Genomic DNA, 22,126 nt, shown 5'->3' on the forward strand with positions numbered 1-22,126 from the left:
CCCCTCAGTTGCCCCGGTAATCGGCGATGGGATACATCGCACACAAAGCCTCGGTCTGAAGACGGAACTGTTCCTGCAGCTCAGGCTCCAGGCGGTACTTCTGCTCGCTGAGGGGCGTCACCTTGTCCAGTATCCGGCAGACCAGTTCGACGACTTCACGACAGCCCTGGGGATCGATGTAGCGTTGGGCGATGGAGCCCGTGCCGATACACAAGCCATTGGCGACGAATGAGGATCGGGTTTCCCCCAGTGCGCGGTTTTTACTCACGATGATGCCGCATCGCTCCAGTGCCGAGGCGGCAATCGAACCGCTAACCCCACCACGCAGCCTGAGCAGAATCGTGTGGTTCTCCGTCCCCCCGCCCACGACTTCGTAGTCCTGCGCCATGAATGCGCTGGCCATTGCATCGGCCGTGCTGCGAATCCGTCCCATGTAGGCGTCGAACTCCGGGGTCATCGCGTAGCCCAGCGCAGCCGCCTTGGCGGCAATCATGTTGACCGCCGGCGAGCCCTGCATCCCGGGGAATACCGCTTGCTCAAGGACACGACTGAAGCTCGCCCTCAGGCCGGGAACCTTGGTGTCGGCGTCCCGGCCGGAAAGGATGAGGCCGCCACGCGGCCCTGCGAGTTGCTTGTGGGTACACGCGGTGGTGACGTGCGCCACGTCGATCGGGCTCGGATGTCGACCCGTTGCGACCAGCCCGGCGATAGAGGAGATATCCGCCAGCAGGATGGCCCCGGCCTCGTCGGCAATAGCGCGAAAGCGTTGGAAGTCCACGACCCGGGAATAGGCCGTCGCACCGCAGATGATGATGCGCGGACGATGGGCGAGCGCCAGATGGCGTACCTCTGCGTAATCGATCACGCCCTGCGATGTGGTGCCGTAGCGGATCGCCTTGTAGTGAGTGCCTGTGAATGCGACAGGGCTGCCGTGGGTCAGGTGCCCGCCATGATCGAGGGCCATGCCGAGAATGGTGTCCCCGGGCTCGAGCAGGGCAGCAAGCACCTGGTAGTTGGCGTTGGAGGCGGAATGCGACTGTACGCTGGCATATTGCGCCCCGAACAGCTCCCGCGCCCTGCGAATCGCCAGGGACTCGACCAGATCGACGTTCTCGCAGCCGACATGATGGCGCTTGCCTGGTATGCCCTCGGCGGTGACGTTGACCAGTGCCGAGGCAGACGCCGCGAGGATTCGAGGGTTGGCCGCGCAGGAAGATGAAACCAGGGACAGTGTGCGGTGTTGACGCCTGACTTCAGCGTCCAGGATCCCAGCCAGTTCGGCGTCTTCTGCCCGCAGATCCGCCAAACCTCGTCGCAGCAGGTCGGCCTGGTTCCTCAGTGGTGCTGTATAAGCTGCCATCGTTCGGTATTCCTTCCTTGTCATTTGCGTGCCACGAACGACAGCACGCTTCCTGATTTAACGTTCGCGAGCCGCTAATTAATCAAAGAATTAAACATTTTCCAAACAAAATGCTTCTTTTCCGAGAATCAGGAGGGGACAGCAGATTTGCGTTGCCGCTGAATGTTCGTCAATCGAGGCCAGGGCACCGGACGTTTCGGGGCTTTATTGTCATGACTGGGACATGCAACACTTGCCGCCGCGGCGCCTCCGGTCCGGACCCTCCCGACAATTCCGAGCGCGCCCCATACCGACAGCGAAATATCCCAGGATGGATGCAGGCTGGCTAAAGGAGTGCTAGCGAGTTGGTACAGGCCACGAAAGAACCCAACAAGCTCTAGCCGCATCAATCCGACTGTTCTCACCTTTGGCGTCGAGCAGTTGAATGTCATGCACGGCACGCATTCCATGAAAGACCCTATGCGTGGCGACTATAAGGAAATGGTGAGCATTTGATGCACAGAAGAGAAAGAACAGAGTATTTGAAGAGCAACATCAAATACCTGATAAAAAGTCGCGGCGAGACGCAACTGTCTTTGTGCAATGCCAGCGGCCTGACCCGAACGACCATATACAACATCCTGGAAGGCAAGGTCAGCAACGTACAGCAATCCACCATTCGCAAAATCTCCGATTTCTTCGGTGTCTCCTATGAAGAAATAGAAACCGTCGATTTTGAAGAGAAGGAGATCATCGACAGCAGTATTTCCCCACAAGGAAACATGAACCCGGCGGCGGTTCCGATCCTCAAGGAAAGCCTGCTGATGATCAACATGGACAAACGGATTGGCGAACTGGCCATACTTCATCCACTGACCTATTACTTCGGCGCATCCTACAACTTGATAGCGGTGCTGCTCGAGAATGAGATCAAGGGCCTGTACGAGGCCGGTGACCTGTTGATCATTCAAAAGGGCACATCGACCGACGACAAGGAAAAACTGGTTTACGACAGGCAGACAAAAAAGCTGTTCATCATCAATGAGGCATGCTCCGACTCAGATCGAGTATTTGTGGTGGGTGACATCATCGAGGAGCGATTCAATGGCAGCTTATGAAGGCGAACTCGAGAACAGCAAATACAAACTTCTGGGCTTTGAAAACAACAAGAACCTGGCCGTGATCATGATCATCGCCACAGGCAAAGTCATAAAGATCAAATTAAGCGAAGTGCTTAACAGCGAAATAATGGAAAATCTGAACAAAATGGAAGTTAAAAATATTTACAAGAAGTTCTACTCCCAAGGAGGAGCACTTACTGCATACGACCTGAATGACCGCCACGAAAGCTCATGGATGATTTATATCATCCTGAATCTACTACTCTTTACATTTTATATATTCACCAGCATTGCCGCCACCAAGCCCATTTATCTTGAATCACTTGGCATCATTATCACTCCGGGCACCTTTCTTTACCCTCTGACCTTCCTGATCGTTGACCTGTTGAACGAAAACTTTGGCCTCAGGCTGGCAAGAAAAGCGATCTTCTTTGCCTTCGCCAGCAACGCCATGATTATCGTCCTTCTGTATGGCTCGACCTTTCTTCCCGGCCTGCCGGGCTGGAAGCTCGACACCCCGTACAATGACGTCATCATTCATGTGTCATCCGTGCTGGTGGCATCTTCGGTCTCGTTCCTGGTTTCGGAAAACATAAACTCTTACTTGCTATGCAAAATAAAAGAGCTGACCAACTCCAGATTCCTGTTCCTGCGGATATTCTTGAGCACGCTGTTCGCGGTCATTATTGACAGCTTCGTGTTTTGCTACATTGCCTTTTACGGCTCGATGGAGAACAACGACATCCTGAACATGATTTATGTGCAGATCGCGATCAAGGTATGTTTTGCCTTCTTCAACATCTTGCCTGCCTATGGCGCAAGGTCACTGTTCAAGAAATACATAACGGACAGCCAGGCAAAATAGTACGACCACGCTTGGCTCGAGCTGATGGATTCAACACTCATCCAGCAGGCAGATGCAGTGTTGAACTCCATTGAGACGGTCGATCAAGCCTTCATTGCAAGTTCATCTTGCTTCTCAAGCTGTTCATGACTTCTGCCTTGTTCCCCAGATATTCATTCAGCCCTCTGCTGCGAAGATTGCATGCATCGCAATTGGCACAGCCGCTGCCGATAACGCCGTTGTAGCAGGTCAGGGTCTGCTCGCGAACCAGGCTCAACTGATGGTGATGATCCGCCAGCGCCCAAGTCTCCGACTTGTTCAGCCACATCAGCGGAGTCTCAAGGCGCAGGCGGTATTCCATGCCCAACTCGACGGCCTTGTTCAAGGCCTTTACAAACTCGTCACGGCAATCGGGATAGCCGGAGAAGTCCGTTTCACATACCCCGGTAATGACCGTTTCAGCCTTTACCTGGTAGGCATAGATAGAGGCCAGGGTCAGAAACAGAATATTCCTTCCCGGCACGAAAGTGCTGGGCAGGCTTTCGCCCGAACTGTTCACCGTAGGAACCGGGATATTGTCCCGAGTGAGACTGCTGATCGCCAATTCATTGAGTAGCGAGGCATCCAGCACTTTGTGGACTGTCGCCCCCAATTGCTTCGCGAGTTGCTGCGCCACTTCTATTTCTGCGCGGTGGCGCTGACCGTAATCAAAGGTAATGCAGTGCACTTCATCATAGAGCGGCAATGCGTGGATCAGACAGGTCGTCGAGTCCTGCCCGCCACTGAATACGACAACGGCTTTTTTCTTCATCATTCTGCTTCCTGCATGAATAGAGTCATTTGAATATTTAAACAGCCCACTGACTGACACTCAATAAAAAAGCCCCGCGCTTCTCTCGAAGGCGGGGCTTTTTCATAGCGTTTGCAGCTTATGGCGCGTAGGTCAGCAGCAGCTCGCTCGGTACCTTGAAATCCAGGGACATCATCACGCTCAGCGCGGTGATGGTGAAGATCGAGAACACGAACAGCTTGCGCGCCCAGACGGTGTCGTCCACCGCCTTGTAGCCGGTCCAGGCCATGTACAGCCAGTACATGCCCATCGCGGCCGCGACGGCCAGGTAGCTCATGCCGGCATACCCGCTGAAGGTCAGCATCAGGGTCGCCACCAGGAACGCCAGGATGTAGAGCAGGATGTGCTTCTTGGCCACCAGGATGCCGCGCTTCACTGGCAGCACCGGAATCGATGCGGCCAGGTAATCGTTGAAGCGGAAGATCGCGATGGCATAGGAATGCGGCATCTGCCACAGGCTGAACATCACCAGCAGGGTCAGCGCGGCCATGTCGAAGCTGTTGCTCACGGCCACGTAGCCGATCACCGGCGGCATCGCCCCGGACAGGCTGCCCACCAGCGTGCCGTGCACCGACTTGCGCTTGAGGTACAGGCTGTAGAAGCCGACATAGATGACGAAGCCGATCACGGCAAACAGCGCCGCCAGCGGATTGGCCACCTTGTACAACAACGCAACGCCGGCGACACCCAGAAGGGTCGCGTAGACCAGTGCCACTTTCAGGGAGATCAGGCCCTGGACCAGCACACGGTTCTTGGTGCGTTCCATCTTCAGGTCGATGTCACGGTCGATGCAGTTGTTGAACACGCAACCGGAAGCCACCACCAGGGACGTGCCGATCATCGCGGCCAGGAAGATGGCCAGATCGACATGTCCCTTGGAGGCCAGGAAAAAACCGCCCGCCACAGAAAGCACGTTACCGAAAATGATCCCCGGTTTGGTGATTTGGATAAAGTGCTTGAGCGACATCGGGTCTTACCTCACTTCGCCATCATGTAGGTGTGGATGCTGAACATGATCCACAACGACAGACCAACCAGCAGGACGATCACCAGGGCAGCGAAGACGAACGCGATCACGTTGTTACGCTGGGCCTCGGAGCGGTCCAGGTGCAGGAAGTACACCAGGTGAACCAGGACCTGGATCACCGCGAAGGCGAGCACGATCATCAGGGTGATGGATTTCGGCAGGGTCGGGTACATCACCAGGCCGAACGGGATGATCGTCAGGATCACCGACAAGATGAAGCCGATGGCGTACGACTTTACGCTGCCGTGGCCCGCATCATGGCTGTCATGGGAGTGTGCATTAGCCATTACATAGTCCCCATCAGGTAAACAACGGTGAAGACGCAGATCCAGACCACGTCCAGGAAGTGCCAGAACAGGCTCAGGCAGCTCAGGCGGGTCTTGTTGGTTGCGGTCAGGCCGTGCTTGTTGACCTGATACATCATGATCGCCATCCAGATCAGGCCGGCGGTCACGTGCAGACCGTGGGTGCCGACCAGGGTGAAGAACCCGGACAGGAAGCCACTGCGGCTAGGGCCGTAGCCTTCGGAGATCAGCAGGTGGAACTCGTTGATCTCCATGCCGATGAAGCCCAGGCCGAACAGGAAGGTCAGGGCCAGCCAGCCCAGGACCTGCTTCTTGTTGCCCCGGAAGAACGCCAGCATGGCGAAGCCGTAGGTGATCGAACTGAACAGCAGCAAGGCGGTTTCGCCGAGCACGTAAGGCAGTTCGAAGATGTCGTGGCCCGACGGGCCACCCGCTACGTTGTTTACCAGTACCGCGTACACCGCGAAGATCGACGCAAACAGAATGCAGTCGGTCATCAGGTAGAGCCAGAAACCGTATACGGTCATCTCGCCCGAGTCGTGGTGATGGTCATCGTGCCCATGGTCATCGACATGGGTGTGTCCAGCATTGGTCACTAAGTTCGACATGGTTTAAGCCTGTTCCAACGAGGTTTCTACACGGTTGGCCGGAATCTTCTTCTCGGCTACCAGGCGAGCGTGCTGCTCGGCTTCGATGCGTTCGATCACGTCGACCGGCACCATGTAGCCTTGATCATCGCGAGCCGCGTGGATCACGAAATAGATCACGGTACCGGCCAGGCTAGCGATCGCCAGCCACCAGATGTGCCAGATCATCGCGAAACCGAAGACGGTCAACAGAGCACCCATCACCAGGCCGGTGGCGGTGTTGTTCGGCATGTGGATCGGTTCATAGCGAGCAGGCTTCTGGTACGCGGTACCGTTTTCCTTGGCTTCGGTGAACGGGTCGATGCCATTGGCCTTCGGCAGTACGGCGAAGTTGTAGAACGGCGGTGGCGACGAAGTCGACCATTCCAGGGTGTGGGCATTCCACGGGTCGCCGGAAACAGTCTGGTTCTGCTTGCGATCACGCACGCTGACGTACAGCTGGATCAGCTGGCAGGCGATACCGATGGCGATCATCACCGCACCGAACATGGCGACGTACAGGTACGGCACCCACTCAGGGTTGGTCGTGGCGTTCAGACGACGGGTCATGCCCATGAAGCCCAGTGCATAGAGCGGCATGAACGCGACGAAGAAGCCCGAGATCCAGAACCAGAATGCAGCCTTGCCCCAGCCTTCGTGCAGCTTGAAGCCGAACGCTTTCGGGAAGTAGAAGCTGAAACCGGCGATGTAGCCGAACACGGCACCACCGATGATCACGTTGTGGAAGTGCGCGATCACGAACAGGCTGTTGTGCAGTACGAAGTCAGCACCCGGGATGGCCAGCAGTACGCCGGTCATGCCGCCGATGGCGAAGGTCACCATGAAGCCCAGGGTCCACAGGACCTGGCTGGTGATACGCAGACGGCCGTGGTAGATGGTGAACAGCCAGTTGAACAGCTTCACCCCCGTCGGGATGGAAATCAGCATGGTCGCCAGGCCGAAGAAGGCGTTGACGCTGGCCCCCGAACCCATGGTGAAGAAGTGGTGCAGCCAGACCATGAAGCCCAGTACCGAGATCGCGCCGGAAGCGTAGATCATCGAGTGGTGGCCGAACAGGCGCTTGCCCGAGAAGGTCGAGATGACTTCGGAGAAGATACCGAACGCCGGCAGGATCAGGATGTACACCTCAGGGTGACCCCAAGCCCAGAACAGGTTCACGTACATCATTGGATTGCCACCAAGTTCATTGGTGAAAATGTGGAAATCCATGTAACGGTCGAGGGTCAGCAGTGCCAGGGTAGCGGTCAGGATCGGGAACGAAGCCACGATCAGCACGTTGGCCCAGGTGCAGGTCCAGGTGAAGATCGGCATGTCCATCATCTTCATGCCCGGGGTACGCATTTTCAGCACGGTGGCCAGGAAGTTGACCCCCGTCAGCGTCGTCCCTAGCCCTGATAGCTGTAGCGCCCAGATGTAGTAGTCGACACCCACGCCCGGACTGTATTGCAGGCCCGACAGCGGCGGATAGGCAACCCAGCCGGTCTTGGCGAATTCGCCGACGCCCAGGGACAGGTTGATCAGCACGACGCCGGAAACCAGCAGCCAGAAGCTCAGGGAGTTGAGGAACGGATAGGCAACGTCACGCGCACCGATCTGCAGCGGCACTGCAAGGTTCATCAGGCCGGTGAAGAAAGGCATCGCCATGAAGATGATCATGATCACACCGTGGGCGGTGAAGATCTGGTCATAGTGTTCAGGAGGCAGGTAGCCCGGCGAACCCTCGGTGGCCATGGCCAGCTGGGTACGCATCATGATCGCGTCGGCGAAGCCGCGCAGGAGCATGACCATGGCGACGATGATGTACATCACGCCGATTTTCTTGTGGTCGACCGAAGTCAGCCATTCGGTCCACAGGTAGGACCATTTCTTGAAGTACGTGATACCCGCGACAAGCGCCAGACCACCGAGGATGATCATGGCAACGGTCACCATGACAATCGGCTCGTGGAACGGTATCGCGTCCAGACTTAATTTACCAAACATCGTTTACTCCTCTGCCCCAGCAGCTGAATGCGAGCTCATGTCAGTCCCTTCCACAGCGGCCACTTCTTTCTTCTCGTGCTTGACCGGTGCGCCTGGTTTCATGCCTTCATACTTGTCGACAATTTTCTGAAACAGGTCCGGCGTGTACGAGGAGTACAGCGCGACAGGGTTGTTCTGGCTTGGCTTGGCAAGGGCTTCGTATTCAGCTTGATCAAGCTGTTTAGGTGCGGCCTTGACTTCGGCTACCCAGGCGTCGAAATCTTCCTGGCTCGTCGAGATCGCTTTGAATTTCATGCCGGTGAAGCCAGCGCCACTGTAGTTAGCGGAGATGCCTTCCATTTCAGCTTTCTGGTTGGCGATCAGGTGCAGCTTGGTCTGCATGCCTGCCATCGCATAGATCTGGCCGCCCAGGGCTGGGATGAAGAACGAGTTCATCACGGCGTCGGAGGTGATCTTGAAGTTCAGCGGAGTGTGCTCCGGGAACCGGATCTGGTTAACAGTGGCGATACCCTGGTCCGGGTAGATGAACAGCCACTTCCAGTCCAGCGCGACCACTTCGATGTTGATCGGCTTGACGTCGGATTCCAGCGGACGATACGGGTCCAGCGCGTGGGTGGACTTGTAGGTCACATAACCCAGGGCAATGATGATGAGGATCGGGACCAGCCACACCGCGATTTCGATCTTGGTGGAGTGCGACCACTTGGGCGCGTAGGTCGCGTTGGTGTTGGACGCGCGGTATTTCCAGGCGAACGCGAAGGTCATCACGATCACCGGAATCACGACCAGCAGCATCAGCAGGGTAGCGGTGATGATCAGGTTTCGCTCATCCAGACCGACCTGTCCCTTCGGGTCGAGCAAGGTCCACTTGCAGCCTCCCAGCATTAACATCATGCCAAGCAGCGGCAAAAAGCCTAGTAATCGGGGGTACCTGTTTTTACTCATCTCACGACCTCTAAAGCAGCTTGCGCCATGCAGTTGGGTTTTGATCGCCAACACTTCACCGTGCCAAGGGTTGGCATTTTTTCTTCGATTGAATAAGGGCCTGCCCGACGCGTTACGCGTTGTTTGACAAATCCTGGGCTAGCAGTGAGTTCTTATTCGAATTCGTGGTCAAAGGCCTTTTACAGACCAATTCCATTTGGTGCGGATATTTGGAAGGTGCCGACACCTGGGGTCGCATGGAGCGTCCAACGCCCCTCGACCGCCGCCGTATGCTCAGGGGTGAGCAGCGCCGGAAATTCAGTGCGGGCGATTGTAGATATGTAGCGTTTTATAAACCATGTCTTATCCCGAAATAATTTTTATCGGCTCGCGCAACAATGCGTGGCGATTATTGCAACGGGTCGCGATCATATCGAGATTCATTCGCAATAAAAAGCCCCAAAAACACCTTCCAGCCAAGTCGAAAAAGGCGCCTTTCACCCGTACAAAATCCACCGATGGCATCGCGCTACCCCTTGTAAAACGAGGGCTGAACCGATTTATTTAGATAGCAGGCTATGCTTGCCTGGCCGTTCACCGCGCTGACACGAACTGACAGACTTTTTTCGCTCCTGGCGCAAGAAAAATCGTCTCGACGTCATCCTCTGAAACACAGCTGCGACATCACCATGTGACAACATGTCGCACTTTTATCGCGCATCCGATTGCCCCATATCACGCCCCCTTCACACATTGTCCTACACGCAAAAAAGCCCCGGCCCCGAACATCGGGACCGGGGCTTTTTGCGCCGGGTCAGGCGCTCTTGCGACGGTTACGAATGATGCCCAGCGGCACCAGCACCAGGGTCAGCACAAAGGCCACCAGCGCCCACTGCGCCAGGGACAGGCCCAGCACCGGCGGGTACGGCGTGGAGCAGAAGCCATCGACCTGGAACCCCAGCGGGAAGACGGTCGCCAGCGGCAGGCTGTCGACGATCGGCTGCAACACATCGATGCCGCAACTGACCGCAGGATGGGCCTGGGTGTAGACGTGATGCCCCGCCACCGCCGCCCCGAACAGCGCGCTGATCACTACCAGCGCTTCCAGCACGGTGAGGCTGCGACGGCTGCGCATGGCCGCGCCGATGAAGGCGAAAATCGCGATCAGCAGAAACGCGTAGCGCTGCAGGATGCACAACGGGCAAGGCGCCTCGCCCAGCACCACCTGCATGTACAGCGCGCCGCCGATCAGCGCCAGGCAGATCACCCCCAGCAACACCAGAAAACGTCGCTCGCGCCCCAAACGCAGTGTGTCGTCAGTCATCCTCAATTCCTTTCTGTCTGTGGCTCAACCCGACGGCAGCGTTTGCAACTGCTGCATCAGGCTGAGGTTGTCTTCGATATGCCAATTGGCGGTGATCCGGCCATCGGCGATCTGATAGATGTCGGTTGCCCGGAAGTCTACACGCTGACCATGACCTTTGAGTGCATTGAAGGTCCCGCTGAAGTGCCCGCGAAAATGCAGGTGCAGCACCACCCGATCCCCGGCCACGATCATCTGCTCGATGTCTGCGCTCAGGTCCGGCACCGCCGTGCGAAAGAACCGCGACGCCAGTAGCGGCCCCGTCGGCCCCTGGACCCGCCCTGCAGGCGGCGTCATATCGACGAAATTCTCCGCCAGCGCGGCCCTGGCCAGGCTTTCATCGCCGCTGTTCCAGAAACTGCCGTAGCGCCGCGCGGCCAGTTCCATGGCTTCACGCTGGGCCTTGGGCTGGCTCTGATCGACGATCAGGGTCTGCGGTTGAAGCAAGGCCGGCTCGGCGAAAACCAGGGGACTGGCGAGCAGGGTCGCGGCCAGGGTGATGCGGGAAATGGCTGAGAGTTGCATGGGATGATCCTGATCAGTGCGAACGAGCGCCTATCATCAGCATCGGGGAATTAACGATAAACAGGTTAAGAACGGATTAACCTTTAAAGGATTTTTACGAGTGCGCCCCTGTAGCCGCTGGCGCAGCCTGCGATCGGTTGCGCAGCGACCGCCAAGCCTGAGCTCGCGGTTTGCCTGAGTACTCGGGGGAAAGCATTGCGAGCGCTGCGCGCTCGATCGCAGGCTGCGCCAGCGGCTACGAAGAGGCCAGCCTCCGGGCGGAGGCTGGCCGGTGGGTTACTCCAGCGCCGCGGCCGGGCCGAAGAACTCGTAGCGGCTTTGTTTTTCCGGTACGCCCAGGGCCTTGAGGTGGCGCTTGATCGCCGCCATGAAGGCTTTCGGGCCGAGGAAGTAGGCGTCCAGGTCACGCTCCTGCGGCAACCATTCGGCCAGTTGTTCCTGGTTCAGCAGGCCGACCTTGTCCGCCGCCGGGCTGATGCCGTCGTCTTCGGCGTAGCAGTAGAAGCGCTTGAGTTGTGGATGACGCGCGGCCAGGCCGTCGACCCAATCGCGGAACGCATGCACCCCACCGTTGCGCGCGCAGTGGATAAAGTGCACCGGACGCTCGGTGGCCAGCGCGGCTTCGAGCATCGGCAGGGTCGGGGTGATGCCGACGCCACCACTGATCAGCACCAGCGGCTTGTCGCTGTCCGCCAGGGTGAATTCGCCCGCTGGCGGGAACAGCTGGATGCTGGCACCGATCTGCAGTTGGTCGTGCAGGTAGTTGGAAGCGCGGCCACCGGCCTCGCGCTTGACGCTGATGCGGTACTGGCCGGCGTCGGACAGGGCCGACAGCGAGTAATTGCGGCGGATTTCCTCACCCTCGAGGAACAGCTGCATGCCGATGTACTGCCCCGGCTCGGCAGCGAGAATCGGGCCGTTATCCACAGGCTCGAAATAGAAGGAGGTGATTTCCGCGCTCTCCTGCTCGCGGCGGACCAGCTTGAACTCCCGCGCACCACGCCAGCCGCCCGGGGCCTGGGCCTTCTGGTCGTAGATCGCGCCTTCGGCACCGATCAGGATGTCCGCCAGCTGGTTATAGGCCGCGCCCCAGGCGTTCATCACCGCCGGCGTGGCGATCTCTTCGCCCAGCACTTCGGAAATGGCGCGCAACAGGCAACTGCCGACGATCGGGTAATGCTCTGGCAGGATCTGCAGGGCCACGTGCTTGTTGATGATCTTCGCCACCAGATCGCCCAATTGGTCGAGCTGGTCGATGTGCCGGGCGTACATCAATACGCCATTGGCCAGGGCCCGTGGCTGGTCGCCGCTGGCCTGGTGCGCCTGGTTGAACAGCGGGCGCACTTGCGGATACTCGGAGAGCATCATCCGGTAGAAGTGGGTGATCAGGGCTTCGCCACCGCTTTCCAGCAACGGTACGGTGGATTTGATGATGGCACGATCTTCGACGCTAAGCATAAGTACAACTCCTGAGCTTTCTGACTACTTGCAGGTTGCCCTTTACCAATCAGTTTTCGTGCCAACAATAAAAACCATATAAATCAATTACTTGTAATAATTGTAGTCATATCGACAAAGCCGCATTTATAGTCATTAAGACCATACGGAGTCATTATGACCGCAAAATCCCTGCTCACCGCCTTGTTGCCCCTGGTCTCCGACCTGTCCCGCGAACTGCCCGAAGGCGAGCGCTACCGCCGCCTGCTGGAAGCCATGCGCGCCCTGCTGCCCTGCGACGCCGCCGCGCTGCTGCGCCTGGATGGCGAATGGCTGGTGCCGCTGGCGGTGGACGGCTTGAGCACCGACACCCTGGGCCGACGCTTCAAGGTCAGCGAACACCCACGTTTCGCCGCCCTGCTCAGCCACCCCGGCCCTACCCGTTTCGCCAGCGACAGCGAGTTGCCGGACCCTTACGACGGCCTGGTGGATGGCCTGCACGAACACCTGGAAGTCCACGACTGCATGGGCTGCCCGCTGTTTATCGACGAGCGCCCCTGGGGCTTGCTGACCCTGGATGCCCTCGACCCGCAGCGCTTCGAACCCATCGAGCTGGATGCCCTGCAGGCGTTCGCCAGCCTGGCGGCGGCCACCGTCAACGCCGCCGAGCGCATCGAGCGCCTGGCCCTGCGCGCCGAAGACGAACACCAGCGCGCCGAGGTCTATCGCCAGGCCAGCGGCCAGAACCGCGAGATGATCGGCCAGAGCAAAGCCCACAAACGCCTGCTGGAGGAAATCGGCCTGGTCGGCGGCAGCGACCTGACGGTACTGATCACCGGTGAAACCGGGGTCGGCAAGGAACTGGTGGCCCAGGCCATCCACGCCGCCTCGCCCCGGGCCGACAAACCGATCATCAGCCTCAACTGCGCCGCCCTGCCCGACACCCTGGTGGAAAGCGAACTGTTCGGCCATGTGCGGGGCGCCTTTACCGGCGCCACCAACGACCGCCGCGGCAAATTCGAGCTGGCCAATGGCGGCACGCTGTTTCTCGATGAAGTGGGCGAGTTGTCGCTGACCGTGCAGGCCAAGCTGCTGCGCGTGCTGCAAAGCGGCCAGTTGCAACGCCTGGGGTCGGACCAGGAACATCAGGTCGACGTGCGGCTGATCGCCGCCACCAACCGCGACCTGGCCGAAGAAGTGCGCAGCGGCCGCTATCGCGCGGACTTCTATCACCGCCTCAGCGTCTACCCGCTGCTGGTGCCGGCCCTGCGCGACCGCGGCCGCGATGTGCTGCTGCTCAGCGGCTACTTCCTCGAACAGAATCGCTCGCGCATGGGCCTGGGCAGCCTGCGCCTGACCAGCGATGCCCAGGCGGCGCTGCTGGCCTACGCCTGGCCGGGCAACGTGCGTGAGCTGGAACACCTGATCGGCCGCAGCGCCCTCAAGGCCCTGGGCAATTGCCGCGAACGACCGAAGATCCTCAGCCTGAGCGCCGCCGACCTGGACCTGCCGGACGCCTCGGCGCCGCTCACGCCCCAGCCCCCGGCTGCGACGGCCATGGCCGACCTTCCCGGCACCGGCGATCTACGGCAGGCCACCGAAAACTACCAGCGCCAACTGATCAGTGCCTGCCTTGAGCGCCACCAGCACAACTGGGCCAGCGCCGCCCGCGAGCTGGGCCTGGACCGCGCCAACCTGGGGCGCATGGCCAAGAGGCTAGGCTTGAAGTGACTCACCTGTAGCCGCCGAAGGCTGCGATCGGCTTGGGCGGCATTGCCACGAAACGGCCATGAACCCGATACATGAGGTGTGACCGAAACGACGCAGTGGCTGATCTTGCGAGGACTGCGTCCTCGATCGCAGCCTTCGGCAGCGGCTACGGATTGCGCGGGTCGCGGATATTGGGATTAAGCCTAAAGCCAGCCCTTTGCGCGTCGATAACCCGTTATCGCTAGCTGTTCGCGGCCCATGGCGCGAACCACCTTTTTTCCACAGAAGGTTTTTATGTCTTCCAACAAAGCCCGCGCAGACTCTCTTTCGCTTCTGCTGTTCACCTTGCGCAGCGGCAAGCTGATGGCGATCAACCTGCTCAAAGTCAGTGAAATCATTCCCTGCCCACCGCTGACCAAACTGCCGGAATCGCACCCGCACGTGAAAGGCATCGCCACCCTGCGCGGCAATTCGCTGTCGGTCATCGACCTGAGCCGGGCCATCGGCGAACGGCCGCTGGAAGACCCGGAGGGCGGCTGCCTGATCGTCACCGACGTCAGCCGCTCCAAGCAGGGCCTGCATGTGCAGGCGGTGAGCAAGATCGTGCATTGCCTGACCACCGATATCCGTCCGCCGCCCTATGGCTCCGGTGGGGTCAAGTCCTACATCACTGGGGTCACCCAGGTCGACGGCACCCTGGTGCAGGTGCTGGACATCGAGAAAGTCATCCATGGCATCGCCCCGGCGCAGATCGAAACCGCGCCGACCGAGCTGAGCATGCAAGACGCCGAACTGCTGGGTAACGCGCGGATCCTGGTGGTCGACGATAGCCAGGTGGCCCTGCAGCAGTCGGTGCATACCCTGCGTAACCTCGGCCTGCAATGCCACACCGCGCGCAGCGCCAAGGAGGCCATCGACTGCCTGCTGGACCTGCAAGGCACCGCCCAGGAGATCAACCTGATCGTCTCGGACATCGAGATGTCGGAGATGGACGGTTACGCCCTGACCCGCACCCTGCGCGAGACCCCGGACTTCGCCCACCTCTACGTCTTGCTGCATACCTCGCTGGACAGTGCCATGAACGCGGAAAAGGCCCGCCTGGCCGGCGCCAACGCGGTGCTGACCAAGTTCTCCTCGCCGGACCTGACCCGCTGCCTGATCAAAGCGGCCCGTCACGTCGCCGCCCAGAGCGCCTGAGTCATGGCCGACGACTACTGCCTGCTGATGCGCCGCGACCTGACCGGGCAATCGAATCCCGCCAGTTGGCCGGCCGCCTTCAGCCTCGACAGCTATCGGCCGGAACTGGCCGAAGCGGTGCATGGCCTGATGCACCTTGGCTACCAGGACGGCGGCGGGCGCGTGCCGGAGCTGGACAGCTGGCGCCAGCGTTTCGAAAGCGACGCCGAATACGACCCGCAACTGTGCCTGGTGGCGCAGGATGCCGAGGGCGTCGTCGGGGTGATCCAGTGCTGGACCAGCGCCTATATCAAGGACCTGGTGGTGCATCCGCGGGCCCGCGGCCAGGGCCTGGGACGGGCCTTGCTGCTGCAGGCCTTCGAGGCCTTCCGCCAGCGCCGCGAAGCCTTTGTCGACCTGCGGGTGCTGGAAGACAACCAGCGAGCCCGTGGGCTGTACGACAGCGTCGGCATGGTCGCGATCCGCCGTGAGCAGGTTCCCCACACACCGCTGTAACCTGTAGCCGCTGCCGCAGGCTGCGATAAGGTCCGCAGGACCTTCAGCGATTTCAAGATCGCCGCGGCCGTTCCGGCCGATCGTCCGAACGCGGCCCGAGCCTGCGGCAGCGGCTACAGCGATTTTCATTGTCGGCGCCTCAGGCATACTCCCGCGCACACTCGTGAACGAAGGAGCGCCCCGCCATGAAAGCCCTGTCCCTGAGCTTCGCCTGCCTCACCCTCCTCGCCAGCCAGGCCCAGGCCTCCAGCCCGGACGCCTGGGCGACCTTCGACAAGCAGGTACGGGCCAGTTGCACCAAGGCCAGCCAGTTGAAGAATGTCAAAGTGCTGGGCAACGCCGCACAGTTCGACGACCGGGTCGGCTACAGCGCGTTGCTGCTCCAGGGCCAGTACCCGCAAAAACACATGAAGGGCCAGATTGGCGTGGAACTGTGCCTGTACGACAAACAGCGCAAGAACGCCCACGTCACCGAGTGGGATTCGATCCGTCCCGCCCTCGAGGCCAAGGGCCGGTGACTGGCGCATAACTTGCTTCGAGAGCGCTATTTAGAGGGCGATGTGAGTCATTCCGTCGCCGCTTCCGCCTTTCGACTATGGCTGCCGGCTCAATGAATACTCGTTTTTCCTGCGTAGGCTGCGGCAAGTGCTGCAACGATCATCACGTTCCCCTGACCCTCGGCGAAGCCCGCCAGTGGGCGCTGGATGGCGGCCAGGTGATCGTGCTGGTGGAAGGGTTCCTGAGCAATGGCCTGGGGCTGCCAGCCCAGCAGCGCGAGCACGCCGAACGGCGTTCCTGCGTGGTGCCCAGCGGCAATGCCCAGGCCCACGTGGCAATCACTTTCGCCGCCTACAACGTCGGCCCCTGCCGGAATCTTGACGAAGACCAACTGTGCCGGATCTATGAACGCCGGCCGCTGGTGTGCCGTATCTACCCGATGGAAATCAATCCGCACATCCCACTCAACCCGGCGGTCAAGGATTGCCCGCCCGAATCCTGGGAAAAAGGCCCGCAGCTGATTGTCGGCGGTGAGCTGGTGGACCAGGAACTGGCCGAACTGATCCAGCGCTCGCGCCAGGCCGACCGCGACGATATCCACAGCAAACAAGCCATCTGCCAACTGCTGGGCATTCACACCACCGCCCTCAAGGGCGATGGCTTTACCGCCTACCTGCCGGACATGGCCACCCTGGCCGAAGCCATCGAGCGGGTCCAGGCGCAACCGCTGGCGGCGCCGGCCGGCGAGTGGCTGTTCCATGTATCCGGTGAAGACATTGCCGAGCAGGTGCAGGACGCCGGCGCCCAGGTGGTGACCGAGGCGCCGCTCACCTACGCCTTCATTTCCCTGCGGGCAGCATGAAGCCTTGCCGCTGACCCGCAGAGTCTCCGGTGTCCGTCAAATCGTTGCGAGCGCGCCGCTCGTACGCAGCCTGCGGCAGCGGCTGCACGGATTGGGATATCGCGGCATTCGCGGAACTTGTAGCCGCTGCCGCAGGCTGCGATAAGGCCGAAGGCCTTCGGCGACCTCAAGATCTTGCGCTCCCTTCGGACGCGATCGACCGAGCGCGGCCCGAACCTGCGGCAGGGCTACACAAAAACTTCGGACTCAGCGCTTGCCCATCGAGCGGCGGGTGCCGGGTGGCGCCGCGCCTGGGGTCTTGGTGTGGCCGTTGGTGGCGCCGTTCTTGTACCAGGGTTGCTGGGCATTCTTGGCCTGGGCGAACTCGGACGGCTTGAACGGAAACTTGAACGGCGCGATCGCCGGCTTGCCTTCGCCAGGCGCGCTGGCGTCGTCGACCTGGTCGGCGCTGGGCGCGTCGGACACAGGCGGTTGTGCTGGGGTAGTCATGGAAGCTCCGGGTGAAAAGCAAAGGCCGGGCCCGGGGAAGCGGGCCGCGAAGGCCGGCAGTATACCCGCGTTGCGGATCGTTGAGCGGCCGCGACCGTCATCGGCCAAAGGTCATCGGTCGGCCTTTGCTGACAGCGCTGTCAGGCAGGCGTCACGTTGCTGACCGGGTCGGCCGGCTATAAAGGGGCCATCGATTCTGGCCATCTTCCCGTCCCCCTTGCCCCCCGGCGCTGGCGTCCATGCGTAATCGAAAAACAACCCTTGTGCTCGCAGGCGTGCTCGCCGTTCTCGCCGCCGCTGGCCTGTGGTCCCTGCTCAAGCCGCCCAACGCCAGACTGGCCGCGCCGACCGCCGTGCCGGTGCGGGTGATCAGCGTCGCCCAGCAGGATGTACCGCGGCATGTCAGTGGCATCGGCTCGGTGCTTTCGCTGCACAGCGTGGTGATTCGCCCCCAGGTGGACGGCATCCTCACCCGGCTGCTGATCAAGGAAGGCCAGTTGGTCAAGGCCAGCGACCTGCTGGCGACCATCGACGACCGCTCGATCCGCGCCAGCCTCGATCAGGCCCGGGCGCAACTGGCGGAAAACCAGGCGCAACTGCAAGTGGCCCAGGTCAACCTCAAGCGTTACAAGCTGCTGTCGGTGGATGATGGCGTGTCCAAGCAGACCTACGACCAGCAGCAGGCGCTGGTCAACCAGCTCAAGGCCAGCGTCCAGGGCAACCAGGCCGCCATCGATGCGGCGCAGGTGCAGCTGTCCTATACCCAGATCCGCTCGCCGGTGTCCGGCCGCGTCGGCATCCGCACCGTCGACGAAGGCAATTTCCTGCGCACCAGCGATACCCAGGGCCTGTTCTCGGTGACCCAGATCGACCCGATCGCGGTCGAGTTTTCCTTGCCGCAACAGATGCTGCCGACCCTGCAGGGGCTGCTGGTCGCCGAGCACCCGGCCTCGGTGGACGCCTACCTGGGCGCCGATACCGACTCCGACACGGGCGAGCGCCTGGGCGAAGGCCACCTGAGCCTGATCGACAACCAGATCGACACCAACACCGGGACCATCCGCGCCAAGGCCGAATTCAGCAACCCCGGGCAAAAGCTCTGGCCCGGCCAACTGGTGACCATCAAGATCCAGACCGCCGTGGAAAAAGCCGCCCTGGTGGTACCGCCCGGCGTGGTGCAACGCGGCCTGGACAAACACTTCGTGTATCGGGTCAAGGACGACAAGGTGGAAATCGTCCCGGTGCAGATGGTCTATCAGGACAGCGGCCAGAACATCATCAAGGGCGTGCAGGCCGGCGACCTGCTGGTCAGTGACGGCCAGTCGCGGCTCAAGGCCGGCTCACATATCGAAGTGCTCAGCGAACCGCCGCAACAGATCCAGGCGGCGAACGCGGAGCCACAGCCATGAAGGGCCACGGCTCGATATCCGCCTGGTGCGTCGACCATCCGGTCGCCACCCTGCTGCTGACCTTCGCCCTGGTGCTACTGGGCGCCATCGCCTTTCCCCGGCTGCCCATAGCGCCGCTGCCGGAGGCCGAATTCCCGACCATCCAGGTCACCGCGCAACTGCCCGGCGCCAGCCCGGAAACCATGGCGTCCTCGGTGGCCACACCGCTGGAGGTGCAGTTCAGTGCCATCCCCGGCATGACCCAGATGACCTCCAGCAGCGCCCTGGGCTCGACCAACCTGACCCTGCAATTCACCCTAGACAAGAGCATCGACACCGCCGCCCAGGAAGTACAGGCGGCGATCAACACCGCCTCGGGCAAGCTGCCCAACGACATGCCGAGCCTGCCCACCTGGCGCAAGGTCAACCCGGCGGACAGCCCGGTGCTGATCCTCAGCATCAGTTCCACGCAGATGCCCGGTACTGAACTGAGCGACTACGTGGAAACCCTGCTGGCCCGGCAGATCAGCCAGATCGACGGTGTCGGCCTGATCAACATCACCGGCCAGCAACGCCCGGCGATCCGCGTCCAGGCCTCGCCCGACCGGCTGGCGGCCATCGGCCTGACCCTGGCCGATATCCGCGTCGCCCTGCAGCAGGCCAGCCTCAACCTGGCCAAGGGCGCGCTGTATGGCGAGTCGAGCATCTCGACCCTGTCGACCAACGACCAGCTGTTCCATCCCGATGACTACGGCCAGTTGATCGTCTCCTACAAGAACGGCGCGCCGGTGCAGCTCAAGGACGTCGCCCGGGTCATCAGCGGCCCGGAAAACGCCTACGTGCAGGCCTGGTCCAACGACCAGCCGGGGCTCAACCTGGTGATCTTCCGCCAGCCGGGGGCCAACATCGTCGACACCGTGGACCGTATCCAGGGCGAGTTGCCGCGCCTGGAGGCCATGCTGCCGGCCTCGGTGGACGTGACCGTGCTCTCGGACCGCACCAAGACCATCCGCGCGTCCTTGCATGAAGTGGAAATCACCCTGCTGATCGCGGTGCTGCTGGTGGTGGCGGTGATGGCGCTGTTCCTGCGCCAGCTGTCGGCGACGCTGATCGTCTCCAGCGTGCTCGGGGTGTCGCTGGTGGCCAGCTTCGCGCTGATGTATGTGATGGGCTTCAGCCTGAACAACCTGACCCTGGTGGCGATCGTGATCTCGGTGGGCTTCGTGGTCGACGACGCGATTGTCGTGGTGGAGAACATCCATCGCCATCTGGAGGCCGGCGACGGCATGCGCGAGGCGGCGATCAAGGGCGCCGGCGAAATCGGCTTCACCGTGGTGTCCATCAGCTTCTCGCTGATCGCCGCGTTCATTCCCCTGCTGTTCATGGGCGGCGTGGTCGGGCGGCTGTTCAAGGAGTTCGCCCTGACCGCCACCTCGACCATCCTGATTTCGGTGGTGGTGTCGCTGACCCTGGCGCCGACCCTGGCGGCGCTGTTCATGCGCGCGCCGACTGATCATCCCCATGATCGCCCGGGCTTCGGCGAACGCCTGCTGGCACTCTACGAGCGCGGGCTGCGCCGAGCCCTGGCCCATCAACGGCTGATGCTCGGCCTGTTCGGCCTGACCCTGGGCCTGGCCATCGCCGGCTATGTCTTCATTCCCAAGGGTTTCTTCCCGGTCCAGGACACCGGCTTCGTGCTCGGCACCAGCGAAGCGGCGGCCGACATCTCCTACCCGGACATGGTGGCAAAACACCTGGCCCTGGCGAAGATCCTCGGCGCCGACCCGGCGGTGGAAACCTTCTCCCACTCGGTGGGCGTCACCGGCAACAACCAGACCATCGCCAACGGCCGCTTCTGGATCGCCCTCAAGGACCGCGGCCAGCGGGACGTCTCAGCCAGCCAGTTCATCGACCGCATTCGCCCGCAGCTGGCCAAGGTCCCGGGCATCGTCCTGTACCTGCGGGCCGGCCAGGACATCAACCTCAGCTCCGGGCCGAGCCGCAGCCAGTACCAGTACGTGCTCAAGAGCAACGACGGGCCGACGCTGAATACCTGGACCCAGCGCCTGACGGAAAAACTGCGGGCCAACCCGGCCTTTCGCGACCTGTCCAACGACCTGCAACTGGGCGGCAGCATCACCCATATCAGCATCAACCGCAGCGCCGCGGCGCGTTTCGGCCTGACCGCCACCGATGTCGACGAAGCGCTCTACGACGCCTTCGGCCAGCGCCAGGTCAACGAGTTCCAGACCGAGACCAACCAGTACAACGTGATCCTCGAACTGGACGCCCGGCAGCGCGGCAAGGCCGAGAGCCTGAACTACTTCTACCTGCGCTCGCCCCTGAGCGGCGAGATGGTGCCGCTGTCGGCGCTGGCCAAGGTCGACCCGCCCACCGTCGGCCCGTTGTCCATTGCCCACGACGGCATGTTCCCGGCCGCCAACCTGTCGTTCAACCTGGCCCCCGGCGTGGCCCTGGGCGACGCGGTGATCATGCTCGACCAGGCGAAAAACCAGATCGGCATGCCCGCCTCCATCGCCGGCAATTTCCAGGGCGCGGCCCAGGCCTTCCAGAGTTCCCTGGCCAGCCAGCCGTGGCTGATCCTCGCGGCGCTGGTGGCGGTGTACATCATCCTCGGCGTGCTCTACGAGAGCTTCGTCCACCCGCTGACGATCATTTCCACCCTGCCCTCGGCCGGCCTTGGCGCGCTGATCATGCTCTGGCTGCTGGGCCAGGACTTCTCGATCATGGCCCTGATCGGCCTGGTGCTGCTGATCGGCATCGTCAAGAAAAACGGCATCCTGATGATCGACTTCGCCCTCGAAGCCCAGCGCAAGGGCGGGCTGTCGCCGCAGGAGGCGATCTACCAGGCCTGTATCACCCGTTTCCGGCCGATCATCATGACCACCCTCGCCGCTTTGCTCGGCGCCTTGCCGCTGATGCTCGGCTATGGCGCCGGCGCGGAGTTGCGCCAGCCGCTGGGGATCGCCGTGGTCGGTGGCCTGCTGGTGAGCCAGGCGCTGACGCTGTTCACCACTCCGGTCATATACTTGTGGCTCGAGCGGCTATTCCATCGGCCCACACCAGCGCCAGCGCTGGCAAGCACATCCTGAGGCGGGGTC

At 61.2% G+C, this 22,126-nt stretch carries 20 protein-coding genes; 9 read left to right on the top strand and 11 right to left on the bottom strand.

Annotated features, from left to right (window positions below; translation table 11 throughout):
* Positions 1-4: 4 nt before the first annotated feature.
* Complete coding sequence (gene glyA / locus PMI20_RS27695) at positions 5-1,360, bottom strand: serine hydroxymethyltransferase (RefSeq protein WP_007929713.1); 1,356 nt, start codon at positions 1,358-1,360, stop codon at positions 5-7.
* 494 nt (positions 1,361-1,854) lie between these two features.
* Between glyA and PMI20_RS27700 the strand changes: the two genes are divergently transcribed.
* On the top strand, positions 1,855-2,457 hold the full coding sequence (locus PMI20_RS27700) for a helix-turn-helix transcriptional regulator (protein ID WP_007929711.1): 603 nt from the start codon (positions 1,855-1,857) through the stop codon (positions 2,455-2,457).
* Positions 2,444-3,325, top strand: a complete 882-nt coding sequence (locus tag PMI20_RS27705; protein ID WP_007929709.1) for a queuosine precursor transporter — start codon at positions 2,444-2,446, stop codon at positions 3,323-3,325. The genes PMI20_RS27700 and PMI20_RS27705 overlap by 14 nt, the downstream gene beginning before the upstream one ends.
* A 91-nt stretch (positions 3,326-3,416) precedes the next feature.
* Here the strand turns inward: PMI20_RS27705 and queC are convergent, their stop codons facing one another.
* From queC to hmpA, 9 genes are all read right to left on the bottom strand, one after another.
* Positions 3,417-4,115, bottom strand: a complete 699-nt coding sequence (gene queC, locus PMI20_RS27710) for a 7-cyano-7-deazaguanine synthase QueC (protein WP_007929707.1) — start codon at positions 4,113-4,115, stop codon at positions 3,417-3,419.
* Between the two features lie 118 nt (positions 4,116-4,233).
* Complete coding sequence (gene cyoE / locus PMI20_RS27715) at positions 4,234-5,121, bottom strand: heme o synthase (protein ID WP_007929705.1); 888 nt, start codon at positions 5,119-5,121, stop codon at positions 4,234-4,236.
* Positions 5,122-5,132: 11 nt separating this feature from the next.
* Positions 5,133-5,468, bottom strand: a complete 336-nt coding sequence (gene cyoD / locus PMI20_RS27720; RefSeq protein WP_007929704.1) for a cytochrome o ubiquinol oxidase subunit IV — start codon at positions 5,466-5,468, stop codon at positions 5,133-5,135.
* On the bottom strand, positions 5,468-6,094 hold the full coding sequence (locus PMI20_RS27725; protein ID WP_007929702.1) for a cytochrome o ubiquinol oxidase subunit III: 627 nt from the start codon (positions 6,092-6,094) through the stop codon (positions 5,468-5,470). The genes cyoD and PMI20_RS27725 overlap by 1 nt, the downstream gene beginning before the upstream one ends.
* A 3-nt stretch (positions 6,095-6,097) precedes the next feature.
* Positions 6,098-8,116, bottom strand: coding sequence for a cytochrome o ubiquinol oxidase subunit I (gene cyoB / locus PMI20_RS27730; protein WP_007929700.1), 2,019 nt, complete (start codon positions 8,114-8,116; stop codon positions 6,098-6,100).
* Positions 8,117-8,119: 3 nt separating this feature from the next.
* Positions 8,120-9,061: a ubiquinol oxidase subunit II gene (gene cyoA / locus PMI20_RS27735; protein ID WP_007929698.1), complete on the bottom strand. Its 942-nt coding sequence runs from the start codon at positions 9,059-9,061 to the stop codon at positions 8,120-8,122.
* Between the two features lie 793 nt (positions 9,062-9,854).
* A complete protein-coding gene (locus PMI20_RS27740) occupies positions 9,855-10,364 on the bottom strand; it encodes a disulfide bond formation protein B (RefSeq protein ID WP_007929696.1) in 510 nt (169 codons plus the stop codon).
* A gap of 24 nt (positions 10,365-10,388) precedes the next feature.
* A complete protein-coding gene (locus tag PMI20_RS27745; RefSeq protein ID WP_007929694.1) occupies positions 10,389-10,928 on the bottom strand; it encodes an ester cyclase in 540 nt (179 codons plus the stop codon).
* Positions 10,929-11,204: 276 nt separating this feature from the next.
* Entirely contained in the window at positions 11,205-12,386 is a 1,182-nt protein-coding gene (gene hmpA, locus PMI20_RS27750; protein WP_007922102.1) for an NO-inducible flavohemoprotein, read from the bottom strand.
* A 156-nt stretch (positions 12,387-12,542) separates the two neighbouring features.
* Here hmpA and norR point away from each other — a divergent pair, with 156 nt between their 5' ends.
* From norR to PMI20_RS27775, 5 genes are all read left to right on the top strand, one after another.
* On the top strand, positions 12,543-14,096 hold the full coding sequence (gene norR, locus PMI20_RS27755) for a nitric oxide reductase transcriptional regulator NorR (protein WP_007922103.1): 1,554 nt from the start codon (positions 12,543-12,545) through the stop codon (positions 14,094-14,096).
* 273 nt (positions 14,097-14,369) lie between these two features.
* The gene (locus tag PMI20_RS27760) at positions 14,370-15,272 is read left to right on the top strand and encodes a chemotaxis protein CheV (RefSeq protein WP_007922108.1); all 903 of its coding nucleotides are present in this window, start codon (positions 14,370-14,372) and stop codon (positions 15,270-15,272) included.
* 3 nt (positions 15,273-15,275) lie between these two features.
* Positions 15,276-15,767, top strand: a complete 492-nt coding sequence (locus PMI20_RS27765) for a GNAT family N-acetyltransferase (protein ID WP_007922110.1) — start codon at positions 15,276-15,278, stop codon at positions 15,765-15,767.
* A 185-nt stretch (positions 15,768-15,952) separates the two neighbouring features.
* Complete coding sequence (locus PMI20_RS27770; RefSeq protein ID WP_007922112.1) at positions 15,953-16,285, top strand: hypothetical protein; 333 nt, start codon at positions 15,953-15,955, stop codon at positions 16,283-16,285.
* Positions 16,286-16,377: 92 nt separating this feature from the next.
* Positions 16,378-17,127 (top strand): YkgJ family cysteine cluster protein, encoded by a 750-nt coding sequence (locus PMI20_RS27775; protein ID WP_007922114.1) that lies wholly within the window; start codon positions 16,378-16,380, stop codon positions 17,125-17,127.
* A 246-nt stretch (positions 17,128-17,373) separates the two neighbouring features.
* Here PMI20_RS27775 and PMI20_RS27780 read toward each other — a convergent pair whose 3' ends face one another.
* Positions 17,374-17,616, bottom strand: coding sequence for a hypothetical protein (locus PMI20_RS27780; protein ID WP_007922116.1), 243 nt, complete (start codon positions 17,614-17,616; stop codon positions 17,374-17,376).
* A gap of 239 nt (positions 17,617-17,855) precedes the next feature.
* On the opposite strand from PMI20_RS27780, the gene PMI20_RS27785 reads away from it, so the two are divergent.
* Both PMI20_RS27785 and PMI20_RS27790 read left to right on the top strand, forming a co-directional pair.
* Positions 17,856-19,025 carry an efflux RND transporter periplasmic adaptor subunit gene (locus PMI20_RS27785; RefSeq protein ID WP_007922118.1) on the top strand — a complete coding sequence of 390 codons (1,170 nt, stop codon included), beginning with the start codon at positions 17,856-17,858 and terminating at the stop codon, positions 19,023-19,025.
* On the top strand, positions 19,022-22,117 hold the full coding sequence (locus PMI20_RS27790) for a multidrug efflux RND transporter permease subunit (RefSeq protein WP_007922120.1): 3,096 nt from the start codon (positions 19,022-19,024) through the stop codon (positions 22,115-22,117). The genes PMI20_RS27785 and PMI20_RS27790 overlap by 4 nt, the downstream gene beginning before the upstream one ends.
* Positions 22,118-22,126 lie beyond the last annotated feature (9 nt).

It is taken from the genome of Pseudomonas sp. GM17 (genome assembly GCF_000282175.2).
GTDB classification, from domain to species: Bacteria; Pseudomonadota; Gammaproteobacteria; order Pseudomonadales; family Pseudomonadaceae; genus Aquipseudomonas; species Aquipseudomonas chlororaphis.

Coding starts and splice junctions, on each gene's coding strand:
- glyA (WP_007929713.1), bottom strand. CDS start 1,360: ATGGCAGCTTATACAGCACCACTGAGGAACCAGGCCGACCTGCTGCGA.
- PMI20_RS27700 (WP_007929711.1), top strand. CDS start 1,855: ATGCACAGAAGAGAAAGAACAGAGTATTTGAAGAGCAACATCAAATAC.
- PMI20_RS27705 (WP_007929709.1), top strand. CDS start 2,444: ATGGCAGCTTATGAAGGCGAACTCGAGAACAGCAAATACAAACTTCTG.
- queC (WP_007929707.1), bottom strand. CDS start 4,115: ATGAAGAAAAAAGCCGTTGTCGTATTCAGTGGCGGGCAGGACTCGACG.
- cyoE (WP_007929705.1), bottom strand. CDS start 5,121: ATGTCGCTCAAGCACTTTATCCAAATCACCAAACCGGGGATCATTTTC.
- cyoD (WP_007929704.1), bottom strand. CDS start 5,468: ATGGCTAATGCACACTCCCATGACAGCCATGATGCGGGCCACGGCAGC.
- PMI20_RS27725 (WP_007929702.1), bottom strand. CDS start 6,094: ATGTCGAACTTAGTGACCAATGCTGGACACACCCATGTCGATGACCAT.
- cyoB (WP_007929700.1), bottom strand. CDS start 8,116: ATGTTTGGTAAATTAAGTCTGGACGCGATACCGTTCCACGAGCCGATT.
- cyoA (WP_007929698.1), bottom strand. CDS start 9,061: ATGAGTAAAAACAGGTACCCCCGATTACTAGGCTTTTTGCCGCTGCTT.
- PMI20_RS27740 (WP_007929696.1), bottom strand. CDS start 10,364: ATGACTGACGACACACTGCGTTTGGGGCGCGAGCGACGTTTTCTGGTG.
- PMI20_RS27745 (WP_007929694.1), bottom strand. CDS start 10,928: ATGCAACTCTCAGCCATTTCCCGCATCACCCTGGCCGCGACCCTGCTC.
- hmpA (WP_007922102.1), bottom strand. CDS start 12,386: ATGCTTAGCGTCGAAGATCGTGCCATCATCAAATCCACCGTACCGTTG.
- norR (WP_007922103.1), top strand. CDS start 12,543: ATGACCGCAAAATCCCTGCTCACCGCCTTGTTGCCCCTGGTCTCCGAC.
- PMI20_RS27760 (WP_007922108.1), top strand. CDS start 14,370: ATGTCTTCCAACAAAGCCCGCGCAGACTCTCTTTCGCTTCTGCTGTTC.
- PMI20_RS27765 (WP_007922110.1), top strand. CDS start 15,276: ATGGCCGACGACTACTGCCTGCTGATGCGCCGCGACCTGACCGGGCAA.
- PMI20_RS27770 (WP_007922112.1), top strand. CDS start 15,953: ATGAAAGCCCTGTCCCTGAGCTTCGCCTGCCTCACCCTCCTCGCCAGC.
- PMI20_RS27775 (WP_007922114.1), top strand. CDS start 16,378: ATGAATACTCGTTTTTCCTGCGTAGGCTGCGGCAAGTGCTGCAACGAT.
- PMI20_RS27780 (WP_007922116.1), bottom strand. CDS start 17,616: ATGACTACCCCAGCACAACCGCCTGTGTCCGACGCGCCCAGCGCCGAC.
- PMI20_RS27785 (WP_007922118.1), top strand. CDS start 17,856: ATGCGTAATCGAAAAACAACCCTTGTGCTCGCAGGCGTGCTCGCCGTT.
- PMI20_RS27790 (WP_007922120.1), top strand. CDS start 19,022: ATGAAGGGCCACGGCTCGATATCCGCCTGGTGCGTCGACCATCCGGTC.